The organism is Sphingomonas zeae (genome assembly GCF_014197135.1).
In the GTDB taxonomy this organism is placed as follows: domain Bacteria; phylum Pseudomonadota; class Alphaproteobacteria; order Sphingomonadales; family Sphingomonadaceae; genus Sphingomonas; species Sphingomonas zeae.
Genome location: NZ_JACIFA010000009.1, coordinates 60,143 through 76,946 on the forward strand (window position 1 = coordinate 60,143; position 16,804 = coordinate 76,946).

The 16,804-nt window shown below is 63.7% G+C and carries 17 protein-coding genes and 1 pseudogene; 6 read left to right on the forward strand and 12 right to left on the reverse strand.

Annotated elements, in window-relative coordinates; genetic code table 11:
• Positions 1-7: 7 nt before the first annotated feature.
• Positions 8-371: pseudogene (locus GGR45_RS13620) on the forward strand (transposase); the annotation flags it as partial.
• On the opposite strand, the gene GGR45_RS13625 reads toward GGR45_RS13620, so the two are convergent.
• The 4 genes from GGR45_RS13625 to GGR45_RS13640 form a co-directional block, all read right to left on the reverse strand.
• Positions 343-1,119 (reverse strand): hypothetical protein, encoded by a 777-nt coding sequence (locus GGR45_RS13625; protein ID WP_043061311.1) that lies wholly within the window; start codon positions 1,117-1,119, stop codon positions 343-345. The pseudogene GGR45_RS13620 and the gene GGR45_RS13625 overlap by 29 nt on opposite strands.
• Complete coding sequence (locus GGR45_RS13630; RefSeq protein WP_043061312.1) at positions 1,104-1,583, reverse strand: hypothetical protein; 480 nt, start codon at positions 1,581-1,583, stop codon at positions 1,104-1,106. Before GGR45_RS13630 ends, GGR45_RS13625 begins: the two co-directional genes overlap by 16 nt.
• Before the next feature lie 119 nt (positions 1,584-1,702).
• Entirely contained in the window at positions 1,703-2,350 is a 648-nt protein-coding gene (locus GGR45_RS13635; protein ID WP_043061332.1) for an abortive infection system antitoxin AbiGi family protein, read from the reverse strand.
• A gap of 53 nt (positions 2,351-2,403) precedes the next feature.
• Positions 2,404-3,030 carry a DUF2026 family protein gene (locus GGR45_RS13640; protein WP_043061313.1) on the reverse strand — a complete coding sequence of 209 codons (627 nt, stop codon included), beginning with the start codon at positions 3,028-3,030 and terminating at the stop codon, positions 2,404-2,406.
• A 183-nt stretch (positions 3,031-3,213) separates the two neighbouring features.
• Between GGR45_RS13640 and GGR45_RS13645 the strand changes: the two genes are divergently transcribed.
• Positions 3,214-4,935, forward strand: coding sequence for an SIR2 family protein (locus GGR45_RS13645; RefSeq protein WP_221235832.1), 1,722 nt, complete (start codon positions 3,214-3,216; stop codon positions 4,933-4,935).
• Positions 4,932-6,350, forward strand: a complete 1,419-nt coding sequence (locus GGR45_RS13650) for an argonaute/piwi family protein (protein WP_043061314.1) — start codon at positions 4,932-4,934, stop codon at positions 6,348-6,350. The genes GGR45_RS13645 and GGR45_RS13650 overlap by 4 nt, the downstream gene beginning before the upstream one ends.
• A 64-nt stretch (positions 6,351-6,414) precedes the next feature.
• Here GGR45_RS13650 and GGR45_RS13655 read toward each other — a convergent pair whose 3' ends face one another.
• Genes GGR45_RS13655 through GGR45_RS13665 form a run of 3 tightly spaced genes read right to left on the reverse strand, consistent with a single transcriptional unit; the run spans position 6,415 to position 9,295 of the window.
• Positions 6,415-7,281, reverse strand: coding sequence for a hypothetical protein (locus tag GGR45_RS13655; protein WP_116462766.1), 867 nt, complete (start codon positions 7,279-7,281; stop codon positions 6,415-6,417).
• Positions 7,278-8,705 (reverse strand): relaxase/mobilization nuclease domain-containing protein, encoded by a 1,428-nt coding sequence (locus GGR45_RS13660; RefSeq protein ID WP_241769347.1) that lies wholly within the window; start codon positions 8,703-8,705, stop codon positions 7,278-7,280. Before GGR45_RS13660 ends, GGR45_RS13655 begins: the two co-directional genes overlap by 4 nt.
• On the reverse strand, positions 8,702-9,295 hold the full coding sequence (locus tag GGR45_RS13665; protein WP_043061315.1) for a ribbon-helix-helix domain-containing protein: 594 nt from the start codon (positions 9,293-9,295) through the stop codon (positions 8,702-8,704). Before GGR45_RS13665 ends, GGR45_RS13660 begins: the two co-directional genes overlap by 4 nt.
• A gap of 341 nt (positions 9,296-9,636) precedes the next feature.
• Here GGR45_RS13665 and GGR45_RS13670 point away from each other — a divergent pair, with 341 nt between their 5' ends.
• A complete protein-coding gene (locus tag GGR45_RS13670) occupies positions 9,637-9,903 on the forward strand; it encodes a hypothetical protein (protein ID WP_043061316.1) in 267 nt (88 codons plus the stop codon).
• A gap of 725 nt (positions 9,904-10,628) precedes the next feature.
• Here GGR45_RS13670 and GGR45_RS13675 read toward each other — a convergent pair.
• From GGR45_RS13675 to GGR45_RS13685, 3 genes are all read right to left on the reverse strand, one after another.
• Positions 10,629-10,970: a hypothetical protein gene (locus tag GGR45_RS13675; RefSeq protein ID WP_043061317.1), complete on the reverse strand. Its 342-nt coding sequence runs from the start codon at positions 10,968-10,970 to the stop codon at positions 10,629-10,631.
• On the reverse strand, positions 10,967-11,632 hold the full coding sequence (locus GGR45_RS13680) for a ParA family protein (protein WP_243403485.1): 666 nt from the start codon (positions 11,630-11,632) through the stop codon (positions 10,967-10,969). Before GGR45_RS13680 ends, GGR45_RS13675 begins: the two co-directional genes overlap by 4 nt.
• Positions 11,633-14,196: 2,564 nt before the next feature.
• The gene (locus GGR45_RS13685) at positions 14,197-14,589 is read right to left on the reverse strand and encodes a DUF3768 domain-containing protein (RefSeq protein ID WP_061780325.1); all 393 of its coding nucleotides are present in this window, start codon (positions 14,587-14,589) and stop codon (positions 14,197-14,199) included.
• A 265-nt stretch (positions 14,590-14,854) separates the two neighbouring features.
• On the opposite strand from GGR45_RS13685, the gene GGR45_RS13690 reads away from it, so the two are divergent.
• Together GGR45_RS13690 and GGR45_RS13695 are read left to right on the forward strand one after the other, a co-directional pair.
• A complete protein-coding gene (locus tag GGR45_RS13690; RefSeq protein WP_043061319.1) occupies positions 14,855-15,181 on the forward strand; it encodes a hypothetical protein in 327 nt (108 codons plus the stop codon).
• A 12-nt stretch (positions 15,182-15,193) separates the two neighbouring features.
• Positions 15,194-15,847: an SOS response-associated peptidase gene (locus GGR45_RS13695; RefSeq protein WP_052814254.1), complete on the forward strand. Its 654-nt coding sequence runs from the start codon at positions 15,194-15,196 to the stop codon at positions 15,845-15,847.
• 13 nt (positions 15,848-15,860) lie between these two features.
• On the opposite strand, the gene GGR45_RS13700 is transcribed toward GGR45_RS13695, so the two are convergent.
• Entirely contained in the window at positions 15,861-16,052 is a 192-nt protein-coding gene (locus tag GGR45_RS13700) for a hypothetical protein (protein ID WP_043061320.1), read from the reverse strand.
• Between the two features lie 133 nt (positions 16,053-16,185).
• Positions 16,186-16,350 (reverse strand): hypothetical protein, encoded by a 165-nt coding sequence (locus tag GGR45_RS13705; RefSeq protein ID WP_165800937.1) that lies wholly within the window; start codon positions 16,348-16,350, stop codon positions 16,186-16,188.
• Positions 16,351-16,804 lie beyond the last annotated feature (454 nt).

Consider the following 16,804-nt stretch of genomic DNA (forward strand, 5'->3'; position numbering starts at 1 on the left):
CCCGAGCTTCTTCATGACCGCGGGCCAGGTCAGCGATTACACCGGTGCGGCGGCGCTGCTCGACGACCCGCACAAGGGCGCAGTGGCTGCTCAGTGATCGCGGCTATGACGCCGTCGGGTCAGGAATGCTCTTAACGCCAAGGGCATTAAACCCGGCATCCCGCGTCGAAGGTCGGGTAAAGAGTCGCTCAGATACGACTAAGCCGCATCGAGATCATGTTCGGCCGTCTGAAGGACTGGCGCCGTGTCGGCTCCCGCTACGATCGGTGCCCAAACGCCTTTTTCTCCGACGTCGCCTCGCGGCCACCATCATCTCCTGGCTGCGATCAACGAGTCCAGACCCTAGCTACTCCCCCCAGCTAGGTCGATAGGACGCCAAGTCGCACCGTTTCGCTTCGCGAACCGTGAAAAGCTTTCCGGAGTGTGACGCTCGATCACGTTGGCTTCATAGTCGACTACAACGAAGATTGGGTCTGCGGCGTTCGGGACCACGTCGCCCACGGCAAGCAAATAGGAATGCGTCAGCCCCCCGTAGAACTGCATGGTGATCATGACACAGCCAGGTTTTTCGCCCTCCGGTGTCTTGGTGGCGACCAGGAGCAGATGATGGTGTGCGAGCACCGGGAAAGCTTCGGTAAATTTCTTGGCTTCCTCGATCGAAAGCTGAACGACGCTGCCAGTTCCGTAGCGCGCATAGTCTCGGGCGCTGGCAAATGCTGGCGTCCGAACAGCTGCGTCTCCAAACAGATGAGCACAGACGTTTACGCCTATTTTGACCAGCACTCTGTCATAGGCAACGGGATCCATGGTCTGGCGAAGATGGATTCCGGGCGTGTCGGTACTGATTGAGGTGGCGTCAGCGGGGACGACGAGCTTCGGGTGGTTTTGACGGATTAGGGTTAGCAGGCTGGCGACAGCCTCGACATCTTCCGCCCGGCAAGTCATCGCCCCCCTGCCCCTACGAAAGACACGCGCGGTAAGAGTTCCGGTTGTTTCGGTATTTGGGTACTCGAGCGGCTCGAGCCAGACGGCCCCGCGCGGCGCTGCTGCGGCGCTGTCGACCTCGCCCGGCTGGTAAGCGACGCCGTCCCAGCGCAAGAAAGTCAGACGGTAACGCACCTCGACACCGTCCCGCAGCTTTTCACAAAGCGTAAGCAGGTCGGCGAGTGCCCCAGATCGCGAATCAACTCGTTCGCCGACGCCGCGTCGGTCGCGCTGACAGTCATCCGTTCGGGCGGTACGTAGTTCACTTGCGGCCAAACCATTGACTGGCCTCCGCTGCCAAGCTCCTGTTCAAGAAGCAGACCGGACTGTGGATCATCAAAGTAACTGACCGGCGCGTAAATAGAGGGCGCGGCAGTCCTTTTGCCCCGCTTTCGTGACCGGGTCTGCTTGAACAAGCGGGCGATCGCCAGAGGAGAGGCGCGCATTACCTTCGTTTCCATGGGAGAGAAAACGTCAGTATTGCAGACCCCGCAGACGACATCCTTCAGCAACCACTTGCCGTCGTCACCGCCCATGCCCGCCGGGACGACGTGCTCTTCAGTATAAGGGCCGTCGGAAGGACAGTAGATGCAGGTCACGCTTGATCTCCGTGGTGAGCAAAGCTTGTCGGTCGTTCCGTGCAGTCTCGCCTGCCGTGCCGACAACGCTTACATCCAGACAGCGCAACCGATTGAGATCCGTTTCAACACCCAAGCGCTCAGCCCGACAACGCCATCTCGATCCTGTCTTCGCTCCAGTAGGGATCGATGAACGGACACTCGTAGCTCGGGCCGACATGATCGAGCTTAGCGGAGGCGAAGAAGCCTCTGGCGGCATCGTGGAGCGTTTCGGGAATAATTAGGAACGCCGGTTCCGTCTCTGCAAACGGTAGGTCGCCGACGTGTCGCCACTCGCGCTCCCACTCGAAAAGGTAGGTCGAGACACCATAGGTGCCGGGCAAGTCCACAAAGGGCGCCAAATTCCAGACCGGAGCGGCCGGATCGCCGGCTGCGCTATGGACCAGGGCATTGATCGCCTGCGCCTGCGGCGTATCCTTATAGGCATAGAGGATCGGCCCGCCGCCTCGCTCGACCAGAAACTCCTTGCGAAAGCCGATCCCGTGCTGACCTCGCGCGTCAGCCAGGCGCTTGAAGTGATGAAGCGGCACCTCACTAAAACAGACCGAGCGCTTGGCGTGCGGAAGATGGCGTCCGGCACCGAACGCCTTCATCGCGACAATGCGCCGCTCGTACAGGATCGCAATTGCGTTATCATAGGCCGATTTGAACTTAGACTCCTTGGCGAAGTGGACTACGTATTTGGACATGTCCTTCCATGCAGGATCAATTGTGCCGATCAGCGGCATCGCAGGGGCCATGGGCTAGGCGAACCGGAGCGGCATCGTGCAACTGCCATGGCTTACCAAGCTCCTCGCGCGACGGTCGCCGGCAGCCGCAGGTCACGAACCAGCCCGTCATTGCTGCCGATCGTCAGCGATGGCTTCTGCTTACCTCGACGCGTGCCGAACCATGTTTCAGCGATGTGGATAATATCGGTGTTGATAGGCCGGTCTAGGACGTGATCGATCAAGCGCTCGCTCAGCTCCGGATCGGGCATCGTAAAGTAGTCGCCGGCCTTCTTTAGCTGGTTGAGGTCGGGTGCTTCATCGGATAGCCGCTTCTGCAACATTCGGCGTGGAATGGCCACTTCCTGCTGCACGTCCTGGAACGCTTCTTGGTACAAGGGAGACATGAAGTCGATCACGTGGGTCTCGGTTTGGACCCACATGTGGAAGCCGTCTTCGTCGAACTCTACGGTACCTCCCCCATCCCGCCCGAAGAACATGACCTTCTCGGGTTCGACGCATAGCGCAAAACCTCCGGCTACCGCCCTGGCCGGTATCTTGTAATGCTTGTTCAAGATTAAGGCGCCGATGCAGGCAAAGAGCGTGCACGCCTTGCCGGGATTGCCCTCGTCCTTGATCGTGCCGTGGATCACCTGATGGATGCGGTTGAACTCGGATAACGGAAGCAGAAAAGTGCTCATACAGTCTTATATGTGATCGCCCCAGGCCAGTGCCTAGAGCTGACGGCTTCCTGCGGCACTGACGAGAACCGGCAGATTTCGAGAAGCGGGTGTTTTGGTTCAGTCCGACCGATCTCACAACGCTGGCTGCCTCTACTTTACAGGCGGCCTGAGTTGGCTAGCGTGGCCCGGGAGGGGAATGGCTTGGCACCTGAGATAGATAGTGATGACTTCGCACGGCGCTTCGCGCTGCGACCTGGTCAGCTCATGTGGTTTCTGGGCGCGGGTGCGTCTGTCTCTGCGGGCGTGCCCACCGCATGGGACATGATCTGGCAGTTCAAGCAGATCCTCTATGCGGCGCAGCGGCGGGTGCCGCTTTCGACCATCGCCGACACCGGCAATCCGAGTGTGCGTGCGTTGCTCGACGCCCATGTCAGCGGATCGGGCAGCTTACCAGTCCCCGGTGCTCCGGACGAATATGCGGCGCTATTCGAAGCAGCTTATCCCGCCGAGAAGGACCGTCGAACGTTCATCGATGGCATGATCGGCGGCGCAAAGCCTGCTTATGGCCACCTAGCGCTCGCTGCCCTGCTAAAGGCGGGGCATGCTCACCTGATCTGGACCACCAACTTCGATCACCTCGTCGCGGATGCCTGCGCACAAACCTATGGCACCACCAAGTCGCTCAGCGTCGTGGCCCTTGATGCGCCTGATCTGGCAGCCGAGCAGATTGCAGCGCAGCAATGGCCTATCGAGGTCAAGCTGCACGGCGATTTCCGGTCCCGCCGGCTCAAGAACACACCCGACGAGCTCAGGCAGCAGGATGCACAGCTCAGAGAGGTGCTCGTCGATTCCTGCCGCCGATCCGGTCTGGTCGTCGGGGGGTATAGCGGACGCGATGCGTCCATTATGGATGCGCTCGAGGCAGCACTCGAACGCCCCGGCGCCTTCCCGGGAGGCTTGTTTTGGCTGCATCGCGGCGAGGAGCCACCCTTCGAACGCGTCAACCAGCTGCTCGAACGCGCCCAGGCGGTTGGCGTCGACAGCGGGCTGGTCCGTATCGAGAATTTGGACGAAGCGCTTCGCGATCTCGTGCGTCTGTTGCCTGACCTCGACTCGACAGCGCTCGACAGCCTGGGTCAGAAGCAACGCTGGTGGACAGCCGCCCCGGCGCTGACCGGCAAACATAACTGGCCTCTCGTCCGACTAAATGGGATCGAGGTCGAATCCATACCGACAAACGCCCGCCGCGTCGTTTGTGGAATTGGTGGGGCGGCAGACGTCCGGGATGCAATACTCGCGGCGAAGGCTGATCTGATTGCTACCCGCACCAGCGGGGGAGTCATTGGGTTCGGCTCGGACCAGGAGTTTCGCCGCGTCTTCGCCCCCTACGATATCACGGACTTTGATCTGTCCGTCTTTGAGGATCGGCGACTGCGTTACGATTCCGGTGAACGAGGCCTGCTGCGAGAGGCGCTGGTTCGTGGGCTGTGCAGTGTACATGGGCTTGATGCCCAGCGGCGGCGCAACGTCCATATCCTGGCACCGCACGACCCGGCAGATGAGCATTGGGGGTCGCTGCGCAGCTTGGTGGGACCGCTCCAAGGTCGGATCGACGGCGGCAAGGTACGATGGCGGGAGGGAGTAGCGGTCCGCTTGGATTGGGCGGACGACCGCTTGTGGCTCTTGGTTGAGCCCCGGATCGATACGGACGACGATGGCTCAACCGCAAGCCGGGCCAAGGCGGCCGACTTTGCGCGCGAGCGAACAGCGCGCCGCTACAACCGGGATGCGGATAAGCTCATCGATTTCTGGACGGGACTGTTTGCCGGAGAGAATGTGCGGGCACTGGGGATTGGAGATGGGATCGACGCTTCGTTCGCCGTCGGGCGACGAACCGCGTTCTCGTTCAGGGTGACGCCATGAGCAGCGAAATTTCGCCCCACGTCTGGTATCCGGAGCCGGAACTCCTCTTCCATCCTGAGCGCAGCGGCGATCGAGATATTCATCCGCTACGCGGCCTCAAGAGGTTTGGTCCCTTTTCCGCCTCGCAGGTGCCCAGTCCCATTCGGGTTGCCACCATTGCGCCGGCCGGAGAGTCCACCCGCCTGTTCGGCTTCATGCAAGAGCTCCACCGGACGTTTTCGCCACGTGAACGAACCGATTATCTTCCCGAGTGGCCGGGCTTCTCGGCCGTGTTCAACACGCGGGTAACCGCGGCACCGGCCAAGTGCCGTGTCGAACTTGAGCCGGCACTGGACGCCGATCTCGCCGCGAGCCCGGCGCCGCATACTCTGCTGGCCGACCGCCTTATCCAAGCAGTTCGCTGCTTGGAGGCGTTTCGCACGGAGTTCGACGTTCTGTTCGTCTACCTGCCCGATCGCTGGGAGGCCGCCTTCTTCGGCCACGACGATGACTTCGACCTGCACGACTATCTGAAGGCCTTTGCAGCAATTCGCGGGATGCCGATCCAGATCGTGCGTGAAGGGCGCGCGCTCTCCTATTCATGTCGAGCGAGCGTGATGTGGCGTATCGGCCTCGCAATCTATGCCAAGGCTGGCGGCATTCCTTGGAAGTTGGCTGACACCAAGGCGGAAACGGCCTTCATCGGCATTTCCTATGCCGTTCGTAATGACGACAGCGGTAGTCCACGTTTCGTAACCTGCTGCAGTCAGGTTTTCGATGAGGACGGCGCCGGATTAGAATTTATCGCGTTTGATACCAATGAAATTCAGGTACAACGGGAGAACCCGTTTTTGTCTCGTGCCGAGATGTTCCGAGTGATCACGCGGTCGCTCGAACTCTACAGGCGACGACACGGGGGACGCTCACCTCGACGCGTGATGATCCACAAGACCACCGAATTCAAAAGCGACGAGATCGCTGGTTGCTTCGAAGCGCTACCGGTCTGCGAAGCGGTCGATCTCATCCAAGTCGTTGATGAGGTCGGGTGGCGTGGTGTCTGGTGGGAGCAGGACCCCAACAATCCACGCCGCAATCAGGCCGCCGCATATCCGGTCAAACGGGGAACGCTGGTACAGCTCGGCCCACGAGACGCGCTGCTTTGGATACACGGCGCGGTAGACGGCTTGGGCAAGCGGCCGCACCTTCAGGGCGGGCGGGGAACTCCCAAGCCGATCCGGCTTGTGCGCCACGCCGGACATGGCTCGTGGGATGACACGGCTATGGCGGCATTGGCGCTTTCCAAGATGAATTGGAACAACGACGGACTCTACGATCCCCTACCCGTGACCATGAGCTACGCCAAGGTCCTAGCGCGGGTTCTTAAACGAATGCCCCGCTTGGGGAGTACCCCGTTTCAGTTCCGCTTCTTCATGTGACGCGCTCATTGACATGTGGCGCACGGCTTCAGCGTCTCTTCCTCAGATTGTACGTGATTCAAAGCTATCGATCACGGAGTATTTCTTCCCTCGCGCCGACGTTCTTCGGATCAGATGCCAACTCAGGTCTGTCGCCGACACTCAGGCGATCTGAAATCGTCTGATGCAACGCAGCCAATCCGCTTGCTAGGCTCTGCTCAGGCAGCGCAACACCCTCCCGCCTTGCCGCCGCCATGATGTCCATCGCACCAGCGAGCTCCGGCTCAGCGTAGAGCATTGCGCCCTCCCCCGCTTGCCACACCTCGACCAGCGCCTCGGACCGCGCGCGCTGCGCCTCGGCCGATCGGTCCGCCGCTATTGTCGAGCGCGGCAATGGCGGCATCACAGCACCTCGACGCTCCAGTTCGTCGCGGGTGATCGCAGCCAACTTGTATCGCAGACGGCGGCCTGCGCGATCGTCTGTCGGTGACGGGCGGTACTGGCTAATCAGAAGAGCGGTCAGCGCCGCAGTATCGACCGTCCGCGCCTTCTCCCGCCAATCCACGATGGCGCGGCGGGTTGAAGTGCGGTCTGCGGGTTGGCTGATGACGAAGAGCTCGAGCAGCGGATCGTCGAGGACATCGGCCGGCAATGGAGCGGCGTTGCCAGCGGCCGCGGCATGCGCCCAGCCCGCGACCTGCGCAACACGGGCGAACCCCTCCCCCATCTCGCCCCGGGTCTCGGAGACTTCGGACGCGAGATGCTCGAGATTAGGCTGGAGGTCCGTCGCGATGGCCTGCGCAGCATCGATGGTCTCGAGCCTTGCAAGGATGTCGGCCTGATTTGCTTCGAGGCGCTTGCTGCGTTCGCCGATCTCTTCGACCTGGTCCTGCATCAGTGTCAGCGCGTCAAGAATGGCGGCTAGGGCGGCAGTCTGACTGACATCGCTCATCGCGTCGGCCCTCCCCTACCAGGGCTTCGATCCCGCTCCCGCTCGCGGGCCATCCGCGCGCGTTCTCGCTCCTGAACCTGACGCATTACCTCGTCGATATCGGTCGGTGCGGTTGCCGGATCGTGGCGGGTGATTGGTGTCCGAGTTTCCTCCTTCTGCCGCTCGGGGTCGACGGGTTCGGGCGAGCGGACCGCATCCGTCTGATCGCGAAGACGACGTGCCTCGATCCGGTCCCTCATCGCGCTGGACCGGGCGATCGCGGCGGCGATCGGGTCCGCTGGCGCATCGCTTGCCTCCGCTTCGAGTCCACCAAGTCGGGTGTCCAACGCCCGCAGCACGCGGAGCGTATGGGCGGCCTGGATGGAGTTCGGTTCGGGGTCGGGCAGAACCTCGACGAACCGTTGCAGGCTTTTCGCGACCGTCTGGTTGACGACCGACGGGGTGGCACTGAGCTCGGCGATCGACTGCAGATAGGCGTCCCTGACGACGGCCTGTTGCTCGGTAAGGATAGCCCGAACCGGATCGGCTGTGGTCGCGTTCGCGAAGCGTTGTGCGCGCGCGAGGCGGTTCGTGTCGAGCCGCGGTACCTGGCCGTTTGCTCGCACTTTCCTGGCAGCGATCGGCTCATGCTTGGGGTCTACCCCCCTCGCCTTCGCCGGCGTCGCATTCGCCTCTATGCCGCGGTCGCGCAGCTTCTGGGCGAAGCGCTGGCGGTAGCGGAAGAGGTCGTCACGGGTGGGGTGAAAACGTCGACCATCATGGTCGCGCCGTGCGAAGGTCAGGTGAACGTGCGGATGATCCCGGTCAATGTGGAGCGACGCGACCCAGGACCGGTTCGCGAATTCCTCCCGCGCGAAATCCAGCGCGGCCGCCTTGAGGCGTTCGGGATCGGTACCCGATGGCATCGAAAGGATCATCGATAGCGACGTCGCGCCCTTGCGGCGGGCATCGTCGCCCATCTCCCATTCCTGCCAATCCTGCGCGAGCTCCTGCATGGCGCGTCCGTCACGGAGCACCTCCTCGTCGCTCGTATACAGCGCCAATTGCTTGTCGGTGCCGTGACCAAGGCGACTGATGTAGGCGAAATTGGCGAGCACGTGCCCGCTGCCATGCTGACGTCCCGTGATGCGAACGAGGACCTCGGGGACCCGGCGTGCGGTTCGGTCCATCGTCGCGATAGCGCGACGACTGACGGCGCCTTGGGCGCCCGCACCGAATGCCTGCTTCGTCGCATAAGGTTGGCGACCGCCACCCGGTCGGCTCGTGGCCTTCGGGAACATGGAGGCGACCGCGAGCCTCAGCATTGTTCCGCCCTGCTTTGCTGGTGGAGGCGACCCGCCCCCGCTGCCGAGCCTCTGCTTCTTCGCTGGCGCGAAGATCCCCGCCATCGTGTCGAGCGTGCCCGGCGACAGGTTGAGGCTCACGCGCGCGGTGCTCCGAACGCGCCGGTCCAATACGCGACTTCGCCCCCGACATAGGCGGACAGGCTGCGCCGAGTGGCGTGCAGAACGATCTTCAGGTCGGCGCACGTCTCCAGAAAGGGTTCCGCAATCCGCGCGATGTCGAGGCTGCTCTCGGGCTGGTTGGCGGCATTCATGGCATGGACCGCCTGGTTGATGTTGCGGCCGATCAGAAGGATCTGCTTGCGGACTTTTCCGACCTCCTCCTTCATGGCCGGGCATAGCCGGAGCTGCGCGGCCTTGTCCCAGAGCTGCCAGCGCAGGGCGCGTTTGATCCACTCGTTGCGGGACAGGCCGAGCGGCGCGCCAACAATATCGATCGCCTCGATCTCGCGCCGGTTGAGGCGGACCGTCACCCGGACCTGCTCGTCTGAATGACCCTCGTGATCGAGCCTACCTGCCGCCCCCGCGATGGGCAGGTCATCATGTTCCGACGCAAGCACCGTGCGCGTGAGGATCTGCGCGATCCAGGCGCTCCGGGTCTGGCCATGGGCGGCCGCGACGCGGTCGATCTCCGCGATCAGATCGTCCTTGAGCCGAAGACTGATCACCACTTTCAAAGCCCCGTGCAGCGGTGCCATCGAGCCAATGTATTACATTGGTGCCAGATGGCATATCCTGCCATCCCTCATAATTGATCCACCCTCGTACAAAAACCAATTAGATGGAGTGAAATCACTCCAGACGCGGAGTGGGCTGTATTGCCGAGGTTATTGCAAGCACATGGACGCCTGATATGTTCGACAGTCGAACGGCCTTGGCAGTCGTCATTGATGCCGGTCCGGTATCGACACCGTCGATCTGGACAAGATCAATACCCTGATACCTAGTAATCTTGGAGAGGGTCGGCCATGTTTGTGCTGTCCACGAATTGCAGCACAAGAGAGAACGCCACATGCCTCGTGCGAAATCCAACACCGGTGATCTGGCGGCCATCGCGGCGAGACGCGAGGCGCTGCTTGCCGAACTGGCGCGCGTCGACGAGCAGGCGAAGCAAGCGACGGAAGCGGCCCGTGACGCCGGTCGTCCTGTCCTTCTGGCCGCGCTCGAGCGGGTCAAGATCGCTGCCATCGAGAAGTCCGACGCCCGCACGATCGCAGCGGCGCTCGCCTCCCATGGCGGCAAGGCAGTGGCTGAACGACTGGCCGCGCTCTCGGGCTGATCGGTCGGCCGGGGCGAGCGTATTCTGGAGGATCGCATGTCCGACCAACGGCGTGTCAGCGGCAGCCGTTCGCGGATCCGATCGCGCGAAGGGAACAGGGCATCAGAGCGGCGTTCCCGCGACCCCCTCCCCCTCTCCGCTTGCCGGCGACCAGTCCCCGGAGCTCGGATAGCTGTCGTGAACGGTCGCTCGACGGATCGTCGGTAGCACACCCGTCGTAGCGGATGCCGTTCCCGCGATCGCACCAGTCCGTCGCAGCGAGGACGGCACCGGCTCCCGGCAACCAAGGCTCCTCGGCCGCTAGCCTCGCGCCTTTCACCAGCCCCATCGCGGTCGCAACGGGTACGATGGCGGGACATGGGCGATCGTGCGGAGTCGCTGACGTTGCCTAGATCATGACGACCAGGCGATCCGATCGAGGCTATCGGCAGATAGCGAGCTCCGTTGCCGCTGGTCCGCTTCCCAACGGCCGCTGACCCGCGTTTGGCGTGCACGCGCAAGCCCCAACGCGACGCTACCTGACACAGGAACGGTCACCCTGCGGCCGATCAATCACACCGATTCGTCGCTCGGCATGAGGAGCGACGGGGATGGTCCCTGGCGGTCAGCCCCCCTCCCCTTCCGGCCGGTGTATGACGCCGGCTGTGCTGGCGGAGTGCCATCGACGGGGCGGTCGCGATCATGGCCGGGAGACTTACCCCCTCCCCTCCCCGGTCAGCTTGTCGTCACTTCCCGGCTTTTGCCTTCCGCGCCTCTTCGGTCAGGGCCAAGTCAAGGAGAAGCGTCATTGCCTCACCCTTTGAAACGCGGTTGCGCCAGACGAAGTCCTCGAAGCGAGCACGATCCTCGGGACGGCACCGGACGTGCACCGCGTCGGTAAAGGTCGGCTGCCGGACCTTGGGCGCCGGCCGCTGCGCCGGTGCGGGAGCCGGCTTTTCGGAGCGAAAGCCCAGCCCCTCCCCTGCTGATTTGGCTGCGGCCAGCTGTTCAGCGGTGGGGACCGGAATGTCATCATCAGCGGCGAAGCTGGTGATCGATCGACGCGATGCCGCAGGCTTCTCGCTCATGCGCCCAGTCCTTCCTTGAGCAGCGTCACTACGTCGAACGCGAAGGCGTTAGCGTTCGCCTTCGCGCTGTCGAGTGAACCGACATCCGCCGCAGTCATGTCGTCCAGCGTACCGCCCATACTGAACAGGCCGCGGAATGCACCGCGCTCGGCGATAGCGGTCGAGATCATCGGGACGTCTGCATCTTCCAGATTGCCGACGACGGCTTTCAGGTCACGCGGCCACAGCCTCGTCGAAGCAGGCGTCCGCGTCAGAACCGCGGCAAAGGGCAAGGGGCGCTGGCGCGCGGTACCGGCATTGCGAATCGCCTTGAACGCGCGCGCAGCTTCCATGGCGTCGAGTTCGGAGCCCTGGATCGGGACAAGGGCGAGATGCGACATCATCAGTGCGTTGGTCGCCCGCGCGCTGGCCTTCCCTTCCAGGTCGACGATGACATAGTCGGCGCGTTTACGCGCCGCGTCGATCGTACTGATGATCTCGTCCTCATCGATCTCGGGTACCACCTCGATATTGTCAGGCTTCCCGTCCTTCGCCGCCCAGCGTGACAGCGGGAAATTCGGGTCGGCGTCGATCATCACGACGCTCGACCCTTTCGAAGCGAGAACCGTCGCGAGAATGAGCGAGGTAGTGGTCTTCCCCACCCCGCCCTTCGGGGACAGCATCGATATCACCGGCAACAGATGTCTCCTCAGGTTGATCGGCGGATGTGCACATGTGACGCACCAACCACGCCGCGAACGTGTGACCAAAGTTGCACAAGCCCCCATTGGTGACAAGTGCGCGATGGTCGCTTGCGCACTTTATTGACATGTAAGCCGTGTGAACATGGGCACCGCGTGAGCATTGCGGGCGTTGGATGGCTGGCAATGGGTCAGGCACCGGACGCGGCTTGCACTCGCGTCCGACAAGCGACCACAGTGCCGCGTTCCCGACAGCATCGCCCCGTGCGCCAGGGGACCGCCTTCGCTCGGCGATCGGACGGCACGTTCAAGCGCCACGTGTGAGCATGCTCACATTGAGTACATGCTCACGAGGAAACTCGCAGAGGCACTCGCCCTCCCCTGCCCTCACGCCTGCTTAGGACGACCAGCGTCTATTCCACGCAACCGCGTTCAGCCAGCGATGGGAGTTGACCGAGTTTCGCCGACCGAGCAATCAGCGCAACCAAACCGCCGAGGCGTTGTCCGATCGCCTTTCGCGACCGGCGACGTCAGCGATCCCAGTGCAGCCTTGGTGTGGTCGTAAGCTCACCGCGGCGACATGTTCACACCGCACTCATGTACACATGGCTCTGATGTTCACCCTGGTCACACGTTCACATAGCTAGGACGTTCACCTTGGCGACATGCTCACCGCCTGAATATGTTCACCTCGATACCCGTGGAACGGCCTCGCCACATCATTGGCCATCCTGTCACCGCCCGCACCCGAACCGCGCGGCGCTGCCGCGGGGAGGGGGGGCAGGTCGTCGGCGCTCTGCTGGTGAGTGCAGCTACCTGGGACGAATAGGCTCCTGTACTGGCGAGAGGCGCAACCGCGCTTCAGCCGCGACGATCCTCCTTGAACCTGTCGACAATGCGCCCATGTTCACGCTGTGAACGTTTGCGCGCGCCGTTGTGCGTATCACCGCCCCGCGAGAAGACCCTGCGGCAGAGAGCAAGCTGGACCGAATTCCTACCGGCTCGCGGCTACTTGGTCGCGAGGTTTATACGTTCACCGCGCTGACATGTTCACGCCGTGCACACGTCCCAACCTTCAAAATGCTCACACCGTGAACGTTAGCCATGTGCTCACTCGGTGCACATTGTACACTTTGCGCACATGGTCGTCGGAGGCATGGTGCACCGGCTTGCCTCGGTGGCGGCCACGTCGCCGGCCGGAATGGTCGCTGCGCCCAGGCAATAACCAACGGTCGCCCTGACCATCTAGCCGCACACCAGCCAGACATACGACGCCGATCGCAGAATGGCGTCGCCCACCAGCAGCGTTGCGTCGGCCGGAAACGACGGCCGATAGCTTTGGCCGCGCCGGATCCAGAGGCCATCCAAGCTCGGCAGGGTTGACAAGGGGAGGTCGCCCAAATGCGATGCCGCGTCATGCGCGCCGACTTTGCGAGCCAAAGATGCGCCGAAAGAAGCTGACGAACGCTCGGCAGGTGCCGCCGCACAATTTCGACCTCGATGTCGCGCGGCCGCTTTGCCACTACACCTCTGCTCCGTGCAGCCGGCGGCCAGGAAGCCGGCGGCGTGCCCCGCGGGGCACGCCGTCGCTTCGGAACCGGGTGTTGGAAACCAAGAGTGAGCTTGGCGCGAACGCCTTTAGCCGGGCGGCCTGGACATACGCGTCCGCCACCCGGTCAATCGAACCGGCTCTCACTCTTCGGGGTTTCCACGCCCCGGCCCGCGTCTCCGCAGGCGCCTCATCCTTACCGAACGGCTGCACCGCGGCGCAACCCGCCATTGTCCCGCTATTCTGTGGTATCTCTTGAAGAAGCCTTCTCCCTTGGGCCAGCGCCCGCCGCGATCGCCTAGAGACCGACGACAGGGAGAGAAAATCGCGAGGATCCCCCCTCAAGGTCTGACGGCTCACTCCTCCCAGAGCGGCTTGGGATTGCGGCGACGCTTGGCCTTTGATGGCCGGGGGAGGGGGGATGCCGCATCGAGCTCCCGATTGATTGCCGCCAGGTCCGAACGCCACGCCTGGATACGAGCCGATTGGTCATGCATGGAAAGCCTCCGTCTGTTCGAGTGAAGACGAGGTGCCGCTGGACGGTCGGTTGGGGCCGGGGTCCAGGACTGCGCCAGCAGCCGCGCGAGCGGGGCGTGGGGGAGCCGATTGTCTCGGCCCTGGAGCGCCAGCGGAACGGGCCGGGAGAATTGGGGGAACCGCGCATCCTTGACGCCGACCCCGGCCGGCCGTCACACTGGGGAGACGTCGACGACAGCCTCTTCTTTTCTTCCCGTTGGACGCGGCGATCCGCGAGCAAGCGACATGCCCCAACGAGGTAACGAGCCCAAGACGGCCCCGATATGACGCGGCCGTGCAGGTGCAGCTTCGCCGGGTTGACCGAGCGCGGTCACGGCATCGCTGCGTGGGTCACCATGATCGATGGCGACAGCTCCCCTGACCATCGCGATCCTCGGCCTGGCGCCTCTCGCCGGATCGGACGCACTGGGCGCGCTGCCAGCACCGGACCCCGGCGGCAGGACCGCCGGAGCCCGACCGATCAGCGCTCGTCGGCGCGCATGATCGTCAGGACGCGTACCGTCACGGATGGGTCTGAGGGGTCTTCCGAGCCGGCGGACAGGTCGGCGTTGTAATAGTCGATCTTCCACATGCAGGCTGCGCCTTCAAAGTCGAACGTGCCGAGGTCGTGTTCGCCATAAGGGTCGTTCGCGCGCGTGAAGGCGTCATAGCCCCGGATCGCTCGGAGGAGTTCGGCGCGCTTGCGGAAGTTGCGGAAGATGCCAACGTCGCCGATCAGTTCGGCGATCCCGCTGGTCATCATGACCCGGTCGGTGCCGGGCTGGGTGATGTGATCGCGCAGCCGGTCGTTGAGGCGCGCGATCGCGCTGGCGGCATCGGCGGTACTTGCAGGCCGGGGGGTGGCATCGGACATGACGGTCTCCTTGACGCTCGAGCCCCGGTGATCGGGGCCTTTCGACACGCGGCAGGACCGCCGGGGCATAGCCGCCCGGCGCACCCGAAGGGTCGAAACGGCAGTGGAGAAGCCCGCGCCAGCGGGCTTGCGCCGGGCTGCGCCTCGGCGAGGACGTGCGCGCCAGGAAAGTCCCGGATGATCGCCGGAAGAGAGTAGGGGGCCGCCCTGCCAAGCCGCCCCACCATGCTGGACGAAAGCGGAGCCGACCCGCTATCCTTCATCGATGGAGACCGGCGCCGACATCATCGCCCTGTGGCCCCGCTGGCTGGAAAACGTCGGCGAGATGCGTCGGATGAACGCGCTCGTTCGCGTACGCTGCGCGGTCTGCGGGACGATACTGCGCGTCGACCTCGACGACATCGTTGCCCGCCATGGCGTGGGCTATTCGCTGGTCGACAAGCTGGAGCGCTGCCGAATGGTCGGCTGTGCGGGCTCGACCTTCTATCTCGCATCGCGGACCTACGGGCAGGCCTGGACGGCGCTGCTGCGCGATCCGGCGTTGCTCGGGAGCTTCGCGACGTTGCCACCGGTCCGTACCGCGCTCGGTTGACGGCCCACAGCGATGTGCACCAACTACCGCCGCACCAAGGGCTTCGATCAAGTCTGCGAGGAGTTCTACGAGACGCGCATCCCCGTACGCTTTCCCGAGCGTCATCAGGCACCCAATCTGGAGCCGCAGCCCGAGGTTCGTCCCACCAATCGCGCGGTCGTCTTGCGCGCGCAGGAGGACGGGGTTGCGCTGACCTGGATGCGCTGGGGATTGATCCCCTTCTTCCATAAGGGGCCGGTCAGCGGCTGGAAGGCTGCGACGTTCAATGCCCGTGCCGAGGGCGTGAAGACGGCGCCGTCGTTTCGCGATGCCTTCAAGCGACGCCGCTGCCTCATCGCTGCCGAAGGGTGGGTCGAGTGGAAGGGGGAGGGCAAGCCGAAACCCAAATTCTACGTCGCTCCGCGGGACGGCGCACCGATCTGCTTCGCCGGCCTGTGGGATCGGGCGAGGACGCAGGACGCGGGCGAGATCGAGAGCTTCACGATGGTGACGCAGCCGCCGGGCGCGCTGAGTGATCTCCATGACCGCGCGCCGGTTGTGTTGCGGCAGGAGGATTGGGCGCGTTGGCTCGATCTGGAGGCGCCGGTCGATGACCTGCTGACGACCGAGCCCGCCGATCTCTATAGCATCCGGCCGTTTCACGAGGTCACCGGCGGCCTGCTCTGAGGCCGTCAGGTGGTCAGCCGTCGGCCTCGTCGATCAGCTTCTGCACGCGGGCGATGGGGGTATCGTCGATCGGTCGGATCGTCTCGTCGCATCCCGGACAATCGATCGTCCGCGCGAGGCGAAGCGTCTTGAACGCGATGTTGAGTGTCCGACCGCACGCCGGGCATTCGGTTTGCGCGGCGATGTCATCGAGCTCGTGCGCCATCGCGCGACGATAGCCGGGATCAGCGGATCTGGTGAGCCGGTGAACCGCTCCACCGGGCCCGGGCGGGTTCGATGCCCGCCCGGGCCCTTGGTCGAGACGGGGAGGGGAGGGGGGCCTTTCAGCCCCCGGGATGTCAGGCAAAAGGGTCGTATTCGTTGACGATGATGTGCGAGCTGTCGTGATCTTCGGCGGTGATGACGGCGTATTGGGTGCCGATGGCGATGACCATGGTGGCGACCATGAGGCTGCGGGCGAGGCTGAGGGCGGATTTGCGGGCGATCCAGATGTCGTTGAACATGTCCGAGGCTCCTGTGAAGCCGACGGGGTTCATCCCCGCTCGACAGGCGCCCGACAGGACGGGGAGGGGCCGCGATCACTTTTCGCCGGCACGGCAAAAAGCCGTAGCGAAGCGCCCGGACCCTTCACGGGTTGATCGTACAAGGACCCGCACCGGCCCAAGGATTGCGCCTCCAAGAGCGGGGTGAACCTCGTCGGCCGGGAGCGTCGTGGCTGAAGCACTGGGCCGCCCTCGACGTTCACCACGTCGGCGATCCGGTCGCTCCCTTTCCTCGCGCGCCCACTCCGCGTGCCGCGATGGCAAGACCAGTGCTATGCGCCAGCGATCCTATTGCGCTCGACAGGCACAGCGCGCCGGTTGCCTGCGATCGGCCCCGTTGTGCGCCACTGCCTTCGTCAGCTGATCGTCACCCGGATGGGCCGAGACCCGTCAGGGGCTCGGTGGAGCGTCAAGC